Annotated in this window: 16 protein-coding genes; 10 read left to right on the forward strand and 6 right to left on the reverse strand. The window is 37.2% G+C overall.

Annotated features, from left to right (window positions below; all coding sequences use genetic code 11):
• Window positions 1-7: 7 nt before the first annotated feature.
• Genes AC5SLP_RS02790 through hisG form a run of 3 tightly spaced genes read left to right on the forward strand, consistent with a single transcriptional unit; the run spans window position 8 to window position 1,577 of the window.
• Entirely contained in the window at window positions 8-340 is a 333-nt protein-coding gene (locus AC5SLP_RS02790) for a hypothetical protein (RefSeq protein ID WP_495253601.1), read from the forward strand.
• Window positions 327-950, forward strand: a complete 624-nt coding sequence (locus AC5SLP_RS02795; protein ID WP_495253602.1) for a type III pantothenate kinase — start codon at window positions 327-329, stop codon at window positions 948-950. The genes AC5SLP_RS02790 and AC5SLP_RS02795 overlap by 14 nt, the downstream gene beginning before the upstream one ends.
• A 12-nt stretch (window positions 951-962) precedes the next feature.
• Window positions 963-1,577 carry an ATP phosphoribosyltransferase gene (hisG, locus tag AC5SLP_RS02800; RefSeq protein WP_495253603.1) on the forward strand — a complete coding sequence of 205 codons (615 nt, stop codon included), beginning with the start codon at window positions 963-965 and terminating at the stop codon, window positions 1,575-1,577.
• 14 nt (window positions 1,578-1,591) lie between these two features.
• Here the strand turns inward: hisG and AC5SLP_RS02805 are convergent, their stop codons facing one another.
• The 6 genes from AC5SLP_RS02805 to AC5SLP_RS02830 form a co-directional block, all read right to left on the reverse strand.
• Window positions 1,592-1,972, reverse strand: a complete 381-nt coding sequence (locus AC5SLP_RS02805; RefSeq protein WP_495253604.1) for a response regulator — start codon at window positions 1,970-1,972, stop codon at window positions 1,592-1,594.
• Window positions 1,973-1,982: 10 nt separating this feature from the next.
• Window positions 1,983-5,210 carry an ATP-binding protein gene (locus AC5SLP_RS02810; protein ID WP_495253605.1) on the reverse strand — a complete coding sequence of 1,076 codons (3,228 nt, stop codon included), beginning with the start codon at window positions 5,208-5,210 and terminating at the stop codon, window positions 1,983-1,985.
• A 16-nt stretch (window positions 5,211-5,226) separates the two neighbouring features.
• Window positions 5,227-5,625 (reverse strand): tetratricopeptide repeat protein, encoded by a 399-nt coding sequence (locus AC5SLP_RS02815; protein WP_495253606.1) that lies wholly within the window; start codon window positions 5,623-5,625, stop codon window positions 5,227-5,229.
• The gene (locus tag AC5SLP_RS02820; protein ID WP_495253607.1) at window positions 5,622-6,797 is read right to left on the reverse strand and encodes a hypothetical protein; all 1,176 of its coding nucleotides are present in this window, start codon (window positions 6,795-6,797) and stop codon (window positions 5,622-5,624) included. The genes AC5SLP_RS02815 and AC5SLP_RS02820 overlap by 4 nt, the downstream gene beginning before the upstream one ends.
• 61 nt (window positions 6,798-6,858) lie before the next feature.
• Window positions 6,859-8,658, reverse strand: coding sequence for an excinuclease ABC subunit UvrC (uvrC, locus tag AC5SLP_RS02825; RefSeq protein ID WP_495253608.1), 1,800 nt, complete (start codon window positions 8,656-8,658; stop codon window positions 6,859-6,861).
• Window positions 8,652-8,993, reverse strand: a complete 342-nt coding sequence (locus AC5SLP_RS02830) for a hypothetical protein (protein ID WP_495253609.1) — start codon at window positions 8,991-8,993, stop codon at window positions 8,652-8,654. Before AC5SLP_RS02830 ends, uvrC begins: the two co-directional genes overlap by 7 nt.
• Before the next feature lie 242 nt (window positions 8,994-9,235).
• Between AC5SLP_RS02830 and nadB the strand changes: the two genes are divergently transcribed.
• From nadB to AC5SLP_RS02865, 7 genes are all read left to right on the forward strand, one after another.
• Entirely contained in the window at window positions 9,236-10,696 is a 1,461-nt protein-coding gene (gene nadB / locus AC5SLP_RS02835; protein ID WP_495253610.1) for an L-aspartate oxidase, read from the forward strand.
• A complete protein-coding gene (nhaD, locus tag AC5SLP_RS02840) occupies window positions 10,693-12,042 on the forward strand; it encodes a sodium:proton antiporter NhaD (protein ID WP_495253611.1) in 1,350 nt (449 codons plus the stop codon). The genes nadB and nhaD overlap by 4 nt, the downstream gene beginning before the upstream one ends.
• 12 nt (window positions 12,043-12,054) lie before the next feature.
• Complete coding sequence (gene guaA / locus AC5SLP_RS02845) at window positions 12,055-13,590, forward strand: glutamine-hydrolyzing GMP synthase (RefSeq protein ID WP_495253612.1); 1,536 nt, start codon at window positions 12,055-12,057, stop codon at window positions 13,588-13,590.
• A gap of 6 nt (window positions 13,591-13,596) precedes the next feature.
• Entirely contained in the window at window positions 13,597-14,223 is a 627-nt protein-coding gene (locus AC5SLP_RS02850; protein ID WP_495253613.1) for a uroporphyrinogen-III synthase, read from the forward strand.
• 255 nt (window positions 14,224-14,478) lie between these two features.
• Window positions 14,479-15,747, forward strand: coding sequence for a phosphoribosylamine--glycine ligase (gene purD / locus AC5SLP_RS02855; protein WP_495253614.1), 1,269 nt, complete (start codon window positions 14,479-14,481; stop codon window positions 15,745-15,747).
• Complete coding sequence (locus AC5SLP_RS02860) at window positions 15,744-16,199, forward strand: RDD family protein (RefSeq protein ID WP_495253615.1); 456 nt, start codon at window positions 15,744-15,746, stop codon at window positions 16,197-16,199. Before purD ends, AC5SLP_RS02860 begins: the two co-directional genes overlap by 4 nt.
• Window positions 16,189-18,291 carry an LPS-assembly protein LptD gene (locus AC5SLP_RS02865; protein ID WP_495253616.1) on the forward strand — a complete coding sequence of 701 codons (2,103 nt, stop codon included), beginning with the start codon at window positions 16,189-16,191 and terminating at the stop codon, window positions 18,289-18,291. The genes AC5SLP_RS02860 and AC5SLP_RS02865 overlap by 11 nt, the downstream gene beginning before the upstream one ends.
• Window positions 18,292-18,326: the final 35 nt, after the last annotated feature.

An 18,326-nucleotide genomic window follows, 5' to 3' on the forward strand; every position in this document is an offset into this window, starting at 1 on the left:
CTAAACGATGAAAGAGGTGTTAGAACGTATTTGTAAAAAACAAATCGTTTTTGCATCTCTTTCAACTATTGATCCAAAACTTCTTGGTACGCGTAAAAAAATTGCTATTTTTAGCGGAGTTGATCTCAAATCATTTTATCATTTGATTTTTAGGATAGAACAAAAAAGTCGTTTTGTCCTAAAACACGCCGAGGAAATTTTAGCTTTAACATTAGCATTAGAATCACAACAAGCACACCGTTATCGTTTTAAACATTTGATTCTTAAAGCACCGTTGTGTTCAAAAGCAGCAGCACTATTACATCAGAATGGATGGAAGGTATATAATGATACTTTGTGATATTGGTAATTCAAATGCCGATTTTTATCAAGACGGTAAAATATGGAGTATGTCTCATAAGCAATTTAAAGAGTATAGTACGAAAGAGACAATTTATTATATCTGTGTGAATGAAGCGATGAGCCATTATTTAAGTACAAAAGATCAGTATGTTGATCTTGAACCTTATTTTGATTTTGACACAATATACCAAGGTATGGGAATTGATCGTATAGCGGCATGTTCCACTATTACAGATGGGATGATTGTGGATGCAGGAAGTGCCATCACCGTAGATATTATGTCAGGAGGTATGCATTTAGGCGGATTTATCTTACCAGGGCTTAGTGCGTATGAGCGTGCGTATAGTTCTATTTCATCTCGTTTGAATAGTCCTATTAATCCCAATGTTTCACTGGATGCCCTACCTCAGAAGACAAGTGATGCCATCGCTTATGGCGTTGTAAAGTCCATTTTATTATTATTAGAAACAACGTGTAAAGATAAAAAAATATTTTTCACAGGAGGCGATGGAAAATTTTTCTCAAAATTTTTCACGAATTCCATTTTTGACAGAGCACTTATCTTCCGTGGTATGCTCAAAACTATCAAAGAAGCACATTTAGAATAAAGGGAAAATAGAATGTTAACCGTTGCATTACCAAAGGGTAGAATTGCAGAAGAGACGTTAGCGATTTTTGAAAAGATATTTGGAAAATCGTTCTGTTTTGATGATCGAAAATTAATTTTAGAAGTGGATGATTTTCGTTTTTTATTAGTTCGTAACCAAGATGTTCCAGCATATGTATTGCATCAGTCAGCAGATATTGGTGTTGTTGGATTGGATGTTTTAGAAGAGAAAGATGAAGATTTATTGCGTTTATTGGACCTTGGAATTGGAAAATGCAAAGTATGCGTTGGAATTCAAGAAGGTAAAGAGATTGATTATTCTGTGCCTGAACTTAAAGTGGCAACCAAAATGACCAATATCGCACAAAAATATTTTTCAAAAAAAGCAATGGCTGTTGATATTATTAAGCTGTATGGCTCTATCGAACTAGCACCATTGGTAGGACTGTCTGATGTGATTGTAGATATCGTAGAAACAGGAAGTACCATGAAGCAAAATGGTTTGAAAGTCGTCGAGACGATTTTAGATTCATCCGCTTATCTGATTGCCAATAAAAATAGCTTTATCGCTAAAAAAGAAGAAATTACCTCGCTATACAATCAAATCAATAAAGTCATTCATAGCTAGATAAAAGTTGCTGTTCAAAAAAGATCAGCAACTTTAGCAATTTTACTACTGAGTTCATGCTCTCTGATAGGTTTAACAAGAAAATCAAAAGCACCGTGATCAAATGCTTCATGCTTTCGTGTCTCATCCGTTGTCAAGACTATGATAGGTAGCTTTTTAAACTCAACCATAGATTGTACATTGGTGAGAAACTCAATACCATCCATCACGGGCATTTTAATATCAAGCAATACGAGATCAATATCTCCTTGCGTTTTCAGAAGGTTGATGGCATCTAAGCCATTGGTTGCTTCAATAATCGCACCCACTTGTGTATTTTTGCGTAACATGGAACTGATGAGTTTTAGGTTAATAAAATCATCATCGACTGCTAGAATTTTTAATTGTTTTTCCATGATTTAGCCTTTAAATAAACTTATGAATGAGTGCTTCTAAATCTTTTTTGCTAATTTGATTTGGCAAAATAGCATCAAAGGCAACTGTATTATCCTCTATCTTATCTTTGGGGTCAATGAACATGATGGTATTCATATGTTTTGAATGGTGTTTTGATTGCATCGACTCAACCCATGTTATGAATGTTTGTGCATCTTCTAAGAGCATTTCTTTATCGAAAAGAAGAATCTTATAAGCATTAGATTCAACTTTTTGTTTAAAATCTTTAAAAGATGTAGCGGCAGTGACATTATCACACATTTTTGTGAGTACACTGGTGAAAATTTTCGTTTCAATAGGACTTTTTTTCAAGACCAAAATATCTTGTGATGGCTCTATTCCTGTCTCAAAATCTTCGGACGAAGATGATGAAACAAGTTCTTCATGCATGTTATCTTCAGGACTAATAGGAGCTTCTTCCTGTATGACATCGGTGCTTTCAACATGTGGCGCGTGATCTCTTAGTGTCTCTTTTGGATTCGGTGAGGACTCTATTGGTTCCTCATAGGAATAATCAATTTTGTCTTGGATAAAAAGGTTTAAGATGCTAATAATACTGTCTTTTTTAATAGGTTTTGTAATATACTCATCCAACCCTTCTTTCATAAAACGCTCACGATCACCTTTGAGCGCATTGGCCGTGATAGCAACAATTGGAATATGGGGAAGATGATTTTTTTCTTCATATTCTAGGATTTTATGGGTTGCTTCAATACCATCCATAATTGGCATCGCAATGTCCATAAAAATCATATCAAAAGACTCTGAACGACGGCGCTCTAAGGCTTGAAGACCATTGGGAACTATCGTAATCATGAGCCCCAAATCTTCCAATGTCCTTCGAATCAATTTTTGATTAATCTCATTGTCTTCTGCTACGAGAACATTGGCTTTAAATTTTTTGCCAAACGTTGCTTTATGTACAGGTTGTGGTTCAACTTTATTCTCTTTTGTCGGTAGAAACTCTCGCTTGGACTCCAATACTTTTACAAGTTTTGAAAGATTGATTGGCTCATAAATTGGTGTGATATATTTGGTACTAAATTCGTTAAATTTGGCTTGTTGAGACGATTTAAAAATAAGGATAATAGGTAATTTGATCTTCTTATACTCATCAAGTTCTTCTTTTGTCAAGTTGTTGTAATCCGCAACAATGATATTGCTTCCTGATTTAAAGATAAGATTTTTAAGAGAAGGGAAATCGGTGTAATACTTGGTGTGTGCACCAAAATAATTAAAGTAATCATACATGAATTCTGTATGGGCTTTTGTGCTGTTCAGTGGTGAGAAAATAGCACAATTAAAGTCACTAAAATGATCTTTATAATCTGTGCCGCTTGCTGTGGATTCGACAAGATCAAGTGCAAAGAAGAAACGGCTACCTTTGCCTTCTTCGCTCTCTACCTCTAAACGTCCGCCCATAAGTGCTATGTATTTTGAAGAAATTGTAAGACCTAGACCTGTTCCACCAAATTTACGAGTAATGGTTGAATCTGCTTGATTAAAGGCATCAAAAATACCTTCGATTTTATCTTGGTTAATACCGATACCAGAGTCGTGAACACTAAAGAGAACACGCGCTTTATCCAAAGGTGCATTTTCTAGGCGTTTAATTTCAACGGTAATTTGACCATTGTTTGGTGTGAATTTGACCGCATTACTCATAAGGTTAATTAAAACTTCTTTGATTTTAACAGCATCACCTTTGAGATAATTATGCAAGCTAGGGTCTATATATAAAGAGAGTTGAATATTTTTTTCCGCCGCTTTAGGGCCATAGACTTCAACGGCATTTTCAAATTCATCAATAGGGGAGAAGAGAATTTCGTCTATTTCGATTTTATTGCTTTCAACTTTTGAAAGGTCTAGAATATTATTAATAATAGCGAGTAGGTTTTCAGAACTTTTTTCAATAACATCCACAAATTCACGTTTTTCTTCATCAAGGTCAGAGTTCTTAAGAAGCTCTGTGAATCCGATAATTCCATTAAGAGGCGTACGAATTTCATGCGACATATTTGCGAGGAAAATACTTTTTGCGGCACTGGCTTCTTCAGCATTTTTCTTCTCTTTTGCGATATTTTCAATCGCTTTATCAATAATGGCATAGGCTACGTTCATACCTTCTGTGGTATTGAAATCAACTTTTTCTTTTGTTTCAGCAAGTTCCTCAACACGGGTAAAGATATTTTCCAATCCTTGAACATTCTTTCTAAATTGTCCTGATAATCCAAGTCCTAAAAACATCAAAACGATTGAAATAATCCATGTTGCACCTGCTCCAATAAGTTGGCCTATGTTTTGATTATCGTAACTTTTTTCTTCCGCACTGAGCGATAGTTTAATAATTTGTGCTGATTTATCTAAAATATCAATTTTTTTCGTTAAAAGGGCAAACCAAAGGGTCGGATCGATAAGGTATTCACCGCTTTGTGCCGCCGTAATAAGCTCGGCTTTAACCTGCGTAATTTCTTCTTCTAGTTTTTGGTTAGCAGGGAGATTATATAAGTTCTCAATTTGTGTACGTGTTGTGGTATCGTTAATGGTTCTATGGTCAAAAATATTGGAAACGCTAAAAATATTGATCCAAATTTCAAGGTCTTTCGGACTAAAAGGAACATATTGGCTCAAAATTTTGGCAACAAAGCCACGCTCTTGACCTAAGTATTCAATATTTTTATAGACGGAAACTAACGAGTAGGTGAGGTTTGAAATATTTGAATTGGTGTTAATGGTTCCTAAGGACTCAAGTTCTTTTAAAATATGTGTGTTAATTTGGCTATAGTAATCAAAAAACATCTTATTAAAATCAATAGAGAAGCTATCGACAACTTGACGCATTTCGACAATTTTCGTTAAATAGGTGACCACTGTTTTAATTTGCGCCGACATCTCATGTGTTTTATAAAATTCGTGAAACTCTTTAATGGATTTATTAACATTGATGCGTTGTTCTTGAAGTGCTTCTTTTGCAATACTTCCCTGACTGGAAAGATACGATGCACTCAATCCCCTCTCTTTAGCGAGTTCAATCGAAAGTGAACTTAAAACTTTTGTACTTTCAATTTTGTTCTTCAGTGTCAAGGTAGTGTCAAATTGTGTGTAAGATACAAAAAGAAAATAGCTAGAGAAAAGAAAAAGAATCATCAATGGATATTGACTAATAAGTCTCAAAGTATGCTGGGTCGTTAATTTCATGGTCTACGTCCTTATATTAACTGTTTATTACGATATTGTAAGTTGAAGCAATCTCTTTACATGTAACGCTGTCTTTAGCCCCTTGTTTTAACAAGACAAGAGCTTCATCATGTTTAATATGACTTTTAAGATACGCATCTGCAAGATAACATTTGGCTTTAAGATTTCCTTTCATAACGGCTTGTTCTAGATAAGGGATTGCAAGCGATGGATTTGCTTCCACACCCTCGCCATAAAGATAAATCTTTCCAAGATAAAAATAGCCTTGTATGGAGTTTTCTTTTTTGATAGCCAGTTCAAAAAGCTCTTTAGCCTGTGCATAATTGCCTGCTTTATACGAAAGCATCGCGTCTCTAAAATGGTCGGCCAAAAGCGGTGAAAAAACAATTAAAAGGCACACGAACATTTTTTTCATAAAACGGTTTCCTTAAATGACGCAACTGAGTTTTGAAGATGGTGTAGCGTCTGAAGAATTTCTTCTTTGGTATCAAAATCAAGGCTGGTTTCAAGATGCTCAAAATGGTTATAAAGCGCATTGATATGCAAATGTAGCGCAATACTTTTGAGCTTTGCTATCTCTTCTTTCGCCTCATGACGGTTATTGTCTTGGATGGCTTGTAAAAGTAATGGCATGGTTGAAGTGAGTGTTTCCACGTATTCTTCAATAATTTGAGCCAACGTGCTAATGTCTAATCCTAACTCATCGGCACATTCGGATAAATCAAACGGTTCCTCTTGGATTGTTGGTAGTGGTTGTTCTTCCCTGAGTTCTTCAACAAACAGTGTTTGATCGCTTAAAAGATCTTCATGTTGGTCTTCAGGATAACTCTCAAGGGAGATGTCATCAAATTTTAAATCAGTCGGTTGGATTTGGTCAATAGAATCATACTCTAAGGGCATCGGCGCAGAGGGCTCTTCTTCCTCTTCTTTGGATGGTGTCTCTAGAATGGTATGATCAAATTTAAGTTTAAAATCAAAACCATCGTCAATTGCAGATGGCGAAAGAGAAGGTTTAAAAATGGCATCTTCTGTTTCGGATTTTATCAAAGGTTCATCATCGTCAATTGTAATAAGCGCTGGTTCATAATCCTGTGAAATTGTGGAAGTCTCAAAAGAGGTTAATGTGCTATCGAGTGAAGGGAAAATAGGCATGTCTTCTGCTAAGGAGGGTTCTTCTTCATTGATTTGAGGGACTTGAATAGGTGTTTCTTCACGGGTGTCTGCTGTGGTTAAAGAGGTGGCTGGTATGTCGTGTTTAAAAGGAGCATTACTCAACTCGACGCTAAAAAAGATGGATGATCCGTTAATCTCTTTTGGCAGAAAAATCTCTGTAATATTTAAGGCAGATTCGATTTCTTTACCATTTTTTGTTCGGATCAGTACGCGTTTATTGGGCGTGCCACTGTGCTGTGCATAATCAATCCACGAAAAATTTTTAAATTTAAAAATGAAGCCGGGTTTGTTCACAAACAGATCCGCAAAATCATTGTGATAATTACGAAACTCTTCCATGTCTTCATACCCTAAAAGGTACAACTCTTGGTTGCCCATACCCAGAAATAGACCATTCTTATCGTAAAGTATCAAATGAAGATCCTTTAATGAACGTTAAAAAGTCAATTTTAACTCACTTATACTTAAAACTAAGCTATTTTTTTAAGAAATGTACTATGTTAGCGCCAATGCGTTTACCAACTGTGACCTCAAGTTCTTCTTCACTTGCGTTGTAAATGGCGTCAAAAGTACCAAAATAACTGAGAAGTTTTTTAAGAGTTGCTTGACCCACGCCTTCAATTTCAAGAAGCTCTAGACTCATATCTTTAGAGCGTTTTTTACGTTGATGATACGTAATAGCAAAGCGGTGTGCCTCATCTCGAAGGCGTTGAATAAATTGCAAGCGTTTATCGTGTGGAGGAAGATTGAAGGACTGATTTTTTGAGTGGATAGTATCGTGGGCACTTCCTTTAGCGCGGTGTGCTTTGGCATCTCTTTTCTCTTTTGCAATCGCTAAAAGATCAACAGAAACATGGCGTTCTTTGAGCAACGTTTGCGCTAATTTTAAGAGCGTTTCTCCTCCATCAAGTACCCACAAATCAGGAGCAGGCTCTTTATCAAAATCATTGATGCGGCGCTCTAACATCTCTTTCATTTGTGCATACTCATCTTTGTGTTCTAGCGCATAACGTCGGTAACTGTTCTTGGCAAATCCATCATCCCAAACCACCATCGCTCCAACAGGCGCAACACCTCCTAAGTGTGAATTATCAAAAATTTCGATGCGTTTTGGAAGAGATTCTAAGTCGAAAAGTTTTTGCAATTGCTCTTCTAGGGAGCTATGATTTTTAGTAAAACTTTGCAATAAAATTGCTTTTGCATTTTCGCGTGCCATAGAAACAAGATGCAGTTTTTCACCTCTTTGCGGTGTTGTTATGGTGATTTTTTGATTGAATTTTTCACTCAAGAATTGAACCATAGACGCTTCTTCACTAAAAGGTTCTGCAATTAAAATATGCTTTGCAAACGTTTGATTCATAGGATGATAGAATTCAAAAAGAGTTCGTTGATACAATTCGTCTTTTTCAAATCCATACGCGTTGTGCATGAGTGTGTGCGATGTTGAAACAATTTTGCCGCCGCGTACAAAAAGGCGCATAATTACAGCGGTTTTTTCAATCATCTCAATGGCGAAGACGTCATAATCTTCGAGTTTTGAAAGTTCCACATGCGTTACATGTAATGCATCTTTGATGGCGTTAATCGTGTCTCGAAGTTTGGCAGCTTCTTCAAAATTTAGCTTCATAGACGCCTCTTCCATTTTTACATGTAAAAGGTGCATCAGCTTTTTTTGATCATTCAAAGCGTCCAGTGCTTCTTGAACAATTTTGCCATACGTTTGCACATCGATTTTATGTTCACACGGGGCAAGGCAGCGATGAATTTGATGAAAAAGACAGGCTTTCTTTCCTTTAAGACACCCTTTCTTCTGTACCAACTGAAATACCAAATAAAGTGCATCAAGCAGCGCTTTAGCCGAACCCGATAGTGGGCCGAAATATTTCATATGCTTGTCATTGATAATTTTTCGAGTAATCTCAAAGCGAGGAAACGGTTCTGCGAGATTAATCGCAATATACGGATATGTTTTATCGTCGCGCAATAAAATATTGTACTTGGGCTTGAGTTGCTTAATCAAAGAATTTTCTAAAATCAAAGCATCATGTTCGCTCTGCACAATGATAAATTCGACATTCACAACTTCGTGTATCATTTTTGTAATGCGCAGTGAAAGTGTCGGTGAAGGCGATAATGCACCTGAAAAACGAAAATAACTTTTGACACGATTTTTAATGTTTTTAGCTTTACCGACGTAAAGCAGCATGCCCGATGCATCAAAAAATTGATAAATTCCTGCTTGTTCAGGAGCGTCTTTAAGTTTTTGACTTAGCATGAATGGTGGTGTTTCTTGATGGTTTCTTTAATCGTTTCAAAGAGCGCGTTAAGTTTAGGGTCTTCACATGTGTTTTCAAACGTTCCATTCGCTTGTTCTGGGTAAAATATTTCCGATGAGGCGGGTATTAAAGCGTCTTCTTCATGGTCTTGTTTATTAGAAATGAACGCTTGAACATCTTTTACATGTAAACAAGCACAGTCTGGAAAATGTGCATTGAACTCTTTTAATAGACTCTTTATTAAATTACGTTTATAATTAAATTCCATTTTTGCGCAGGGATGATTGAGCACAAAAAAGAGCGTGTCATTTTTTGTATAGACGAACCGTATCATGGAAGTGAAGCTTTGAGGTAGCAAAGCAAGCAATCTTTCATAACAGCGCATCTGCTCAAATTTTTTCAAAGAAGGTTGTTGAACTAAATGAGAAATTATACTTTTAGAATCTTTCATGTTTTAATTATAACATGTTTGGGCTTTAGCTTATTGGGCTGTGGTTACAAAGCGGACCCTGTTTACAAAGATGCCAATACTACAAAACCGTCAAAATCATCTAAACACAACGAATTTATGTCAAAATGAAAACGTCTTATGATGTCTTGATTATTGGCACAGGCATTGCAGGGCTGAATACCGCCTTGTCGCTTCCTAAATCACTGAGTGTGCTTGTGATCTCCAAAGATTATGCATGGGAATGTAATACGTTTTATGCGCAAGGCGGCGTTGCCGTTGCTAAAGATGCAAGTGATATTGCTTTACATGTAAAAGATACGCTCGCCGCTGGTGCTGGGCATTGCAATGAAGATGCCGTCAATGTTTTGTGTTCTGAAGGGCCGATGGCTATCAAAAGATTGATTGAGCAAGGTTTCTCTTTTGACAAGGACGCACAAGGCAATCTTCTCTACACCAAAGAGGCGGCGCATAGTACCAATCGTATTTTACATGCGGGTGGCGATGCGACAGGGCGCTATATTCATCTTTTTTTAATGCAACAACTTCCTTTTCCCATTCTTTACAATACTCAAGTAACAGACCTTTTAATCGACAATAATGTGTGCTATGGCGTACGCGTTTTTCATGCCGATACCGTTTTCAATCTTTATGCCAAAAAAGTCGTGATAGCAAGCGGTGGGGTTGGTTCGTTGTATGAATACCATACCAATGCAAGAACCATCAGTGCCGATATGCAAGGCATCTGCCTCAGCCACGATATTGAGCTTGCAGATATGGAAATGATGCAATTTCACCCAACGGTATTTGTATTAAGCAATACCGTTCGCAAGCAGCTTCTTAGTGAGTCTCTTAGAGGCGAAGGCGCTAAAGTTGTGGATGAAGAGGGCAGGCGTTTTGTGTTTGATTATGATCCAAGAGGAGAACTTGCACCACGGGATGTGGTCAGTCGTGCTATCTTTAAATACAAACAAAAAAACGGGAAAGAGGTCTATTTGGATTTGAGTTCATTTGAACCCGAACATTTTAAACAACGTTTTCCGAGTATCTATTTTAATATGAAAAATATAGGCTATAACGTCCCAACGCAAAGAATTCCCATCTCTCCGGCATTTCATTATTCAATGGGAGGCATTAAAACGGATTTAAATGGACATGTGGGACAGGTCAAAGATTTATACGCAGTAGGTGAATGCGCCTATACAGGAGTGCATGGTGCCAATAGACTCGCTAGTAACTCATTGCTTGAAGGGTTGGTCTTTTCGCGCAGAGTGGCAGAAGATATGTGTCAAAGCATTTCAAGACCAAAGGAATTTAAACAGTTTAGCGAGCATGAGAGTTCATTAATGGAAGAGGGTGATAAAGAGTTAAAAAATGAGTTGCGCCACTTAATGTGGTGTTATGCGGGTATACTTCGTGAAGAGGAGAGTTTAAAGAGCGCGAAACAACGGGTTGAAGCGATGTTGAAATTACCGATTGGTAAGCTTTTGAGATTGCGATTAATGGTCTCAAAAGAGATAATAACAAGTGCGCTCAAGCGAAAAGATTCGCTGGGCGCTCACTACATACAGCAAGGGAATGGCATATGAAAATTGTATTGTTTTTGTTAGCACTGGTAAATACTATCTGGGCTTCAAGTGGTCAAGATTTAACAACGTCTTGGGTTGGAATCGTCTCATTGATTATTTTTCTTTTGGGCTATTATATTGTGGCAGCCGAAGAGAAATTCCACATCAATAAATCAAAACCTGCTTTGTTCATGGGAACATTCATCTTTATTTTAATCGGTGCATATTTTACTATTCACGGTCTTGATACAGCACCTCTGACTCATGAAGTGGATGCTTTGATTTTAGAAATTGCAGAAATCTTTTTCTTCTTGATGGTGGCAATGACGTATATTGAGATGATGATTGAAAGACGTGTTTTTGATGCACTTAAATACAATTTAGTTTCAAAAGGCTATTCGTACAAAAAACTCTTTTGGCTTACGGGAACTTTGGCGTTTTTTATTAGCCCCGTTGCTGACAACTTAACAACGGCGTTAATTTTATCAACGGTTTTGATTACAATTGAAAAAGAAGATAAATCATTTTTAGTGCCAGGTGCCATCAACATTGTAGTTGGTGCAAATGCAGGCGGTGCATGGAGTCCTTTTGGCGATATTACCACATTGATGTCATGGATGGCGGATAAGGCAAGCTTTGTTGAGTTTTTTGGACTTTTCCCTGCTGCTTTTTTAGGGTGGTTGCTAACAGGATGGTTGCTCTCTTTATCTGTGCCTAATACCAAACCGCATTTTGATGCCAGCGTTGAGCAAAGAGTGGTTATTTTAAAAGGGGGTAAAGTCGTAATGGGTTTAGGCGTGATTACGATTGCGTCTGCTGTTTTGTGCCAACAACTTTTTCATATACCGCCAATGTGGGGAATGGTATTTGGTCTGTCCTTGCTCAAACTGTACACCTATCAATTGAAACGACGTTCAAATGAGTACATCAGTGTTTTTAAATCGATTAGCAAAATTGAACACGATACACTTCTCTTTTTCTTTGGTATTTTAGCCGCTGTTGGCGGACTTCACTTTTTAGGTTTCTTAGATTTAGCTGCAAAATTGTATGATAGCGCAGGTGCAACCACGGTCAATATCGGTGTAGGCTTTTTATCCGCCATTGTCGATAATGTTCCTGTCATGAGCGCTGTGTTAAAAGCAAATCCTGCCATGAGTGATGATCAGTGGTTACTCGTCACAATGACAGCAGGTATCGGTGGTAGTTTGATTAGCTTTGGCTCTGCCGCTGGTGTGGGTGTCATGGGAAAATTAAGAGGTATCTACACATTTGGAACGCATATGAAATATGCATGGACCGTGTTGGCTGGATATATTCTCTCCCTTGTTATTTGGTATATTCAGTTTGAAATTATTGGCATATTTTAGTAAAGGAAATAGATGAAAGAAGTCCCTATTTTAGTCTTAGATTTTGGATCGCAGTACACGCAGTTGATTGCACGAAAGTTAAGAGAAAACGGTGTGTATTGTGAAATTGTACCCTACAATGAAAAAATCGAAGATATACAAAAGAGAAATCCCAAAGGTATTATCTTAAGCGGTGGACCAGCTTCCGTGTATGCCAAAGATTCATACCATCCTGATACAAAAGTATATGAACTTGGCTTACCCATCTTAGGTATTTGTTATGGTATGCAGCTGCTCACGCAATATTTTGGCGGGAGTGTGATCCCTGCAACGCATCAAGAGTATGGAAAAGCTGAACTTAAATTTGAAAGTGATCATAAGATTTTTAAAGATACGCCCTGCGGTCAAATTGTTTGGATGAGTCATGGTGATAGAGTTGAGACGTTACCAAGTGGTTTTGAAAAAATTGGCTTTAGTGAAAATTCACCGTATGCTGCCATTGCCGATGAAACAAGAAACATGTATGCTTTCCAATTTCATCCAGAGGTTTTTCACTCTGAGCAAGGTTCAAAACTACTGAAAAATTTCGCGAAATACATTTGTGGCTGTGAAAGTACATGGAATATGGGTTCATTTGCGAAAGAACAAATTGCCAAAATTCAACAAAAAGTGGGTTCTAAAAAAGTGTTATGTGGTGTCAGCGGCGGTGTTGATAGCTCCGTTGTCGCAACACTTTTGGCTGAAGCGATTGGCGATCAATTGGTTTCCGTTTTTGTGGATAATGGGTTGCTTCGAGCACATGAGCGAGAGCAAGTCGAAGCCATGTTTAAAAGCCGTAATGTACCGCTGATTACCGTAGATGCCAGTGAGAAATTTTTAGGCCGTTTAGCAGGCGTGAGTGACCCTGAAAAAAAACGTAAAATTATTGGTGAAACATTTATTGAAGTGTTTGATGAAGAAGCAAAAAAACATAACGGCATTGAATTTTTAGCACAAGGCACTCTCTATACCGATGTAATTGAGTCTGTTTCGGTTAAAGGGCCTTCAAAAACAATTAAATCACACCACAATGTGGGTGGTTTACCTGATTGGATGACGTTTGAACTCATCGAACCGCTTCGCGAAATTTTTAAAGATGAAGTTAGAGCGTTGGGTGCTGAATTAGGCCTTCCAAAAGATATGCTTTCTCGCCATCCTTTCCCAGGTCCCGGTCTTGCAATACGCATTATGGGAGCAGTGACGAAAGAAGATTTAACGCTTTTAAGAGCTGCGGATGTTATTATGCTACAAGAATTGCGTTCAAGCGGCTATTATGAAAAAACATGGCAAGCTTTTACCGTACTTTTAAATGTCAAAAGTGTGGGTGTTATGGGCGACAATAGAACCTATGACAATACAATTTGTGTCAGGATTGTTGATGCAACAGATGGTATGACAGCAACATTTGCACATATCCCTCATACCATTTTGGAAAATATTTCTAGACGTATTATCAACGAAGTCAATGGCATTAACCGTGTCGTATATGACATCTCTTCTAAACCACCTGCAACGATTGAATGGGAATAAAAGAAGATGATCTACCTCTTCAGCGATAAAGCGTATGAGGGGGTAGAGCATCTGCCCTTGTTCGAAATCTGCTATGATTTAACACCCCTAGATACGTCATCGTATGATGCAATTGTCTTTACCTCTAAAAACAGCGTCAAGGCGTTGGAACGTATGCATGCGGACTGGAAAAATAAAGATGCGTATGCCATTGGTGAAGGAACAGCCTCTTTCATCAATCATGTTGGCGGCAATGTGGTATTTACATGTAAAGAGTCATATGGCGACATCTTTGCTCAAACTATCGCTCCGTTACTTCAGCATAAACGCGTATTGTTTCCCAGAGCAAAAGAGGTTTCATCGTCATTGTTTTCTATCTTATTGAAACATCATGTTACTATTGAAGAACGTATTGTTTATGAAACAGTGTGTAAAACTTACCCGATTGAAAAAGCGCCTTTAAAAGAGTCTAAGCTGATTTTTACATCGCCTTCAACCGTTCACTGTTTTTTTAAAAATTTTCCGTGGGACGAGAGTTATCGTGCCATTGTGATTGGTGAAAAAACAGCCGCCGCTCTGCCTTTACATGTAAAATATTTTCTTGCTCCTGAGCAGTCAATAGCGTCTTGCATTGCCTTAGCAAAAGGTATTTAGAAGCTAAATTTATTTATAATGATATATAGTTTCGAGTGCCTGGGTGAAGCGATAACCGTTTTCATGAGGGTCCAACAATTAGTAGAAGCGGAATTTTGTACATTTTTGGTGTGTCTGTGGTTTCATTTGAGCTTTTCACAAAGCGAGAAATTGCAGCCTAAAGAAAAGGTCAATTCCCAGAAGTTGGCTTATTAGGGCCGCTTCAATCACGGAACGCTCACTTGGGTTTTACATGTAAATTTTTGGAGATAATGAATGAAGGTAATGGTTGTTGGTAGTGGCGGCAGAGAATATTCTATAGGTTTAGCACTCAAAAGAGACCCAAAAGTTACAGAACTTTTTTTCGCACCGGGAAATGGTGCAACGCCACAACTTGGACACAATGTTACCTATAAAGATTATGAAGCATTGGCAGATTTTGCTAAAGAGAATGGTATTGATTTAACCGTTGTAGGACCGGAAACTGCTCTTGTGGATGGCATTGTCGATATTTTTAAAGCTAAAGGACTTGTCATTTTTGGTGCTTCAAAAGCAGCGGCAAGACTTGAAGGCTCAAAAATCTTTATGAAAAATTTCCTCTCTCGTTATCACATTCCAACCGCGAAGTTTATTGAAACCAGCGATGCGCAAAAAGCTTATGATTTTATTGATACTTTAGACCTTCCTATCGTCGTGAAAGCCGATGGTTTATGTGCAGGTAAAGGTGTCATTATCGCTGGAAGTAAAGAAGAAGCCAAAGAAGCCGTTGCTGATATGCTCAGTGGAAAAAGTTTTGGCGATGCGGGATTAGGTGTCGTTGTTGAAGAATTTTTAGATGGGTATGAACTCTCTTTATTTGTGGTTTGTGATGGTGTGGATTATAAAATTCTTCCCGCAGCACAAGATCATAAACGTCTGAAAGATAATGATATTGGACCCAATACAGGTGGTATGGGCGCATACGCTCCAACGCCATTGATTGATGATACGCTTTATAAAAAAGTTGAGGAACGCGTTGTTAAGCCTACATTGCTTGGAATGCAAAATGAAAATGCTCCGTTTGAGGGTGTTTTATTTATTGGGTTAATGATTGTTAAAGGTGAGCCCATTGTTTTAGAATACAATGTTCGTTTTGGTGACCCTGAGTGTGAAATTTTAATGCCGTTACTCAAAACGCCTGCGAGTGAACTTTTTTATAAAGCAGCAACAAAAAGCCTTAAAAATTTAACGATAGAGTTTTATGATAAATACGCGATTGCTGTTGTGATGGCAAGTGAGAATTATCCGTATGGTAATTCAAAGCCTGCTGAAATTATCGTGGATAAAACGGCACATTTAGAACTTGAAAATACACATATTTCTTATGCCGGTGTCAGCCTTGAAGATGGCAAATTGTTTGCAACAGGTGGGCGCGTGCTTCTATGCGTTGGCGTGGGCGATAGTATCAAAGAAGCTCGTGATCGTGCTTATCTGCTTTGCGGGCAAGTCCATTTTGCTGGCAAACAATTTAGAAGTGATATTGCATATCAGGCACTGAAACAATGACGAATGAAGAGTTAATTGAAAAGTTTGAAAATGAAAATTTGACGTTAGCCTCTTTGCAGAAAAGAGGGATGGCCTATATGATTGATGAGATTCTAATCTCTGTTCTTTTCTCCTTAATTTATCTTGACCAAATGCCTGCAAATGTGAGTACGGAAGAATTAATTGGTATTGTCAATAGTTTATTTGGGTATTTAGTCGTGATTAAAGTGTTGTATCAAACTTTTTTTATATGGATGTACGGTGCAACGATTGGCCGTATTGCTATGAAAATTCGTGTCATTGCTACCTCAGATTTAGAAAATCCGAATTTTGTTGTTGCTTTAACACGTTCTGCTTTTAGAATTATCAGTGAATCACTTTTTTATTTAGGTTTCCTATGGGCTTTTTTAAATCCAAAACGAGAGACATGGCATGATCGAGTTGCCAATACATTGGTTGTCAATGCGCGTTAAACAACTGCTACTGAGTTTATTATTTGTTGGGAGTTTGTTTGCACAATCTCCTCAAGATGTTGAAGTATTAGCTAAAACCGTTACCAAAGATGGTAATGTGGCTCATGCTGTTGGCAATGTTGTTTTATACAGTCCTCAATACCTTATTACCGCCGATGAAGCCTTTTATGACTATGTAACAGGTGATTTAGAGTTGTTTGGCAATATTACAATACTTGAGGGTGTTAATTATGCTTCACGCAGTGGTCATACAAAGCTGAATTTAAAGACAAACAAAGGTGCTTCCGATCCAATGTTTTTCTTTGATGAGGATTCAAAAATATGGCTAAAATGTGAAAATGCAATTTTAAATCCTGAGTCTTATATTGCTCAAAAATCTATTGTTTCAAGTTGTAATACGCAAGACCCTGATTGGAAAATAGCTTTTACGACGGGAGAATTTAATAAAGAGAGTAAATGGTTACATCTTTATAATCCTGTTTTCTATGCGGATGATATTCCTGTTTTTTATCTACCTTATTTTGCATTTTCGACGGATAGAACAAGACGCACAGGTCTTTTAAGACCTGATTTTGGGATGAGTGGCTCTGAGGGATTTTATTATATGCAGCCGATCTACTTTGCACCTGCCGTTGATTGGGATTTGGAATTGCGTCCACAGATTCGCACTAATCGAGGAGAAGGTTTACATGAAACGTATCGTTTTGTGGATTCTCCTTACTCCAAAGGTGAGATTACTGCTGGATATTTTAAAGAACAAAGTGGCTATGCTCAGGATGAAAATTTAAAAAATAGTTCACATTATGGATTGCACGCTCAATATGATCGTAGCGCACTTTTAAGCCAAAAATATGATCAAATAGAAGACGGTCTTTGGTTAGATATCAACTATCTTAATGACATAGACTATTATAATACTCTGGATAATGAATCTATTGCTTATGATAAGCTTGCAATTTCAAAACTTAATTATTATGTTAAACGTGATCAAGACTATTTCGGTTTATATGCAAAATATTATATTGATACCTCAAAAACGTCTAATGCTGATACTTTGCAAGAGTTACCAACACTTCATTATCACCATTTCTTATCGCCACTGTTATTTAATAATTTACTCTATTCTGTTGATTATAAAGCAAAAAATTATACGAGGCAAGAAGGAACCACAGCATTCCAAAATGAAGTGCGCACACCATTAACGCTGTATTACTCTGCATTGGAAGATTACTTGCATCTTAGTGCGTCAGAAAATATCTATATGACTCATATCTCTTATGGTAGCGAAGAAGAGGGTGGTTACGGACAACACTTTAGTAATTACCATCAATTTAGCGCATATACGGATATTGCAAAAGCATATGATAATTTTTTACATACTATGTATTTTGGAGTAGACTATATTTTGCCAAGTTATCATAAAACGGAAGGTACGTGGTATAAATTTAATAGTGCTATCACCAATGAAGATTTGATTCCTTTAGAGTTAGAAGAAAAAAGCACAGCATTAAAGTTCAAACAGTTTTTTTATAATATGGACGGTGATAAAGTGCTTAGCCATTCACTCAAACAAGTTTATTACAATGATCGAAGTTATAAATATGGCGATTTGGAGAATGATATCAAATACTATATTGACGATCATCTCTATATAGGAGATATTACCAACTATTCAAATCAATACAGCCAGCTTTCTCGCAATCAGATTTCAATCAATTATCAAGAACCAATGTACAAAGTATCACTAAGACACACATATATAGACAGTAGCTATGAGTACAATCTTGCCAATAAAAGTTATAGCTATATGACATTATCTGCAGAAACGAACTATTGGGAAAATATTACACTGTTTAGTGCCGTAAATTATGATATTCAAGATGATGTTTTTAAATCGTGGAGTATCGGTATTAAAAAAGTGAAAAAATGCTGGGATTACTCTTTGGTCTATAAAGACTCAACTTTGCCTAAATTAACAAGCTCAACGATTGATTCCGTCAATAAAAAGGGTATTATGTTGATGTTTAATCTTTATCCTATGGGCAGTTTAAGTTATAATTTTTCCAAAGAGACAACAGATCAAAAACAATAAATTACATGTAAACATGATAGCTAGGACTATCAATA

It is taken from the genome of Sulfurospirillum sp. E15m (genome assembly GCF_059415145.1).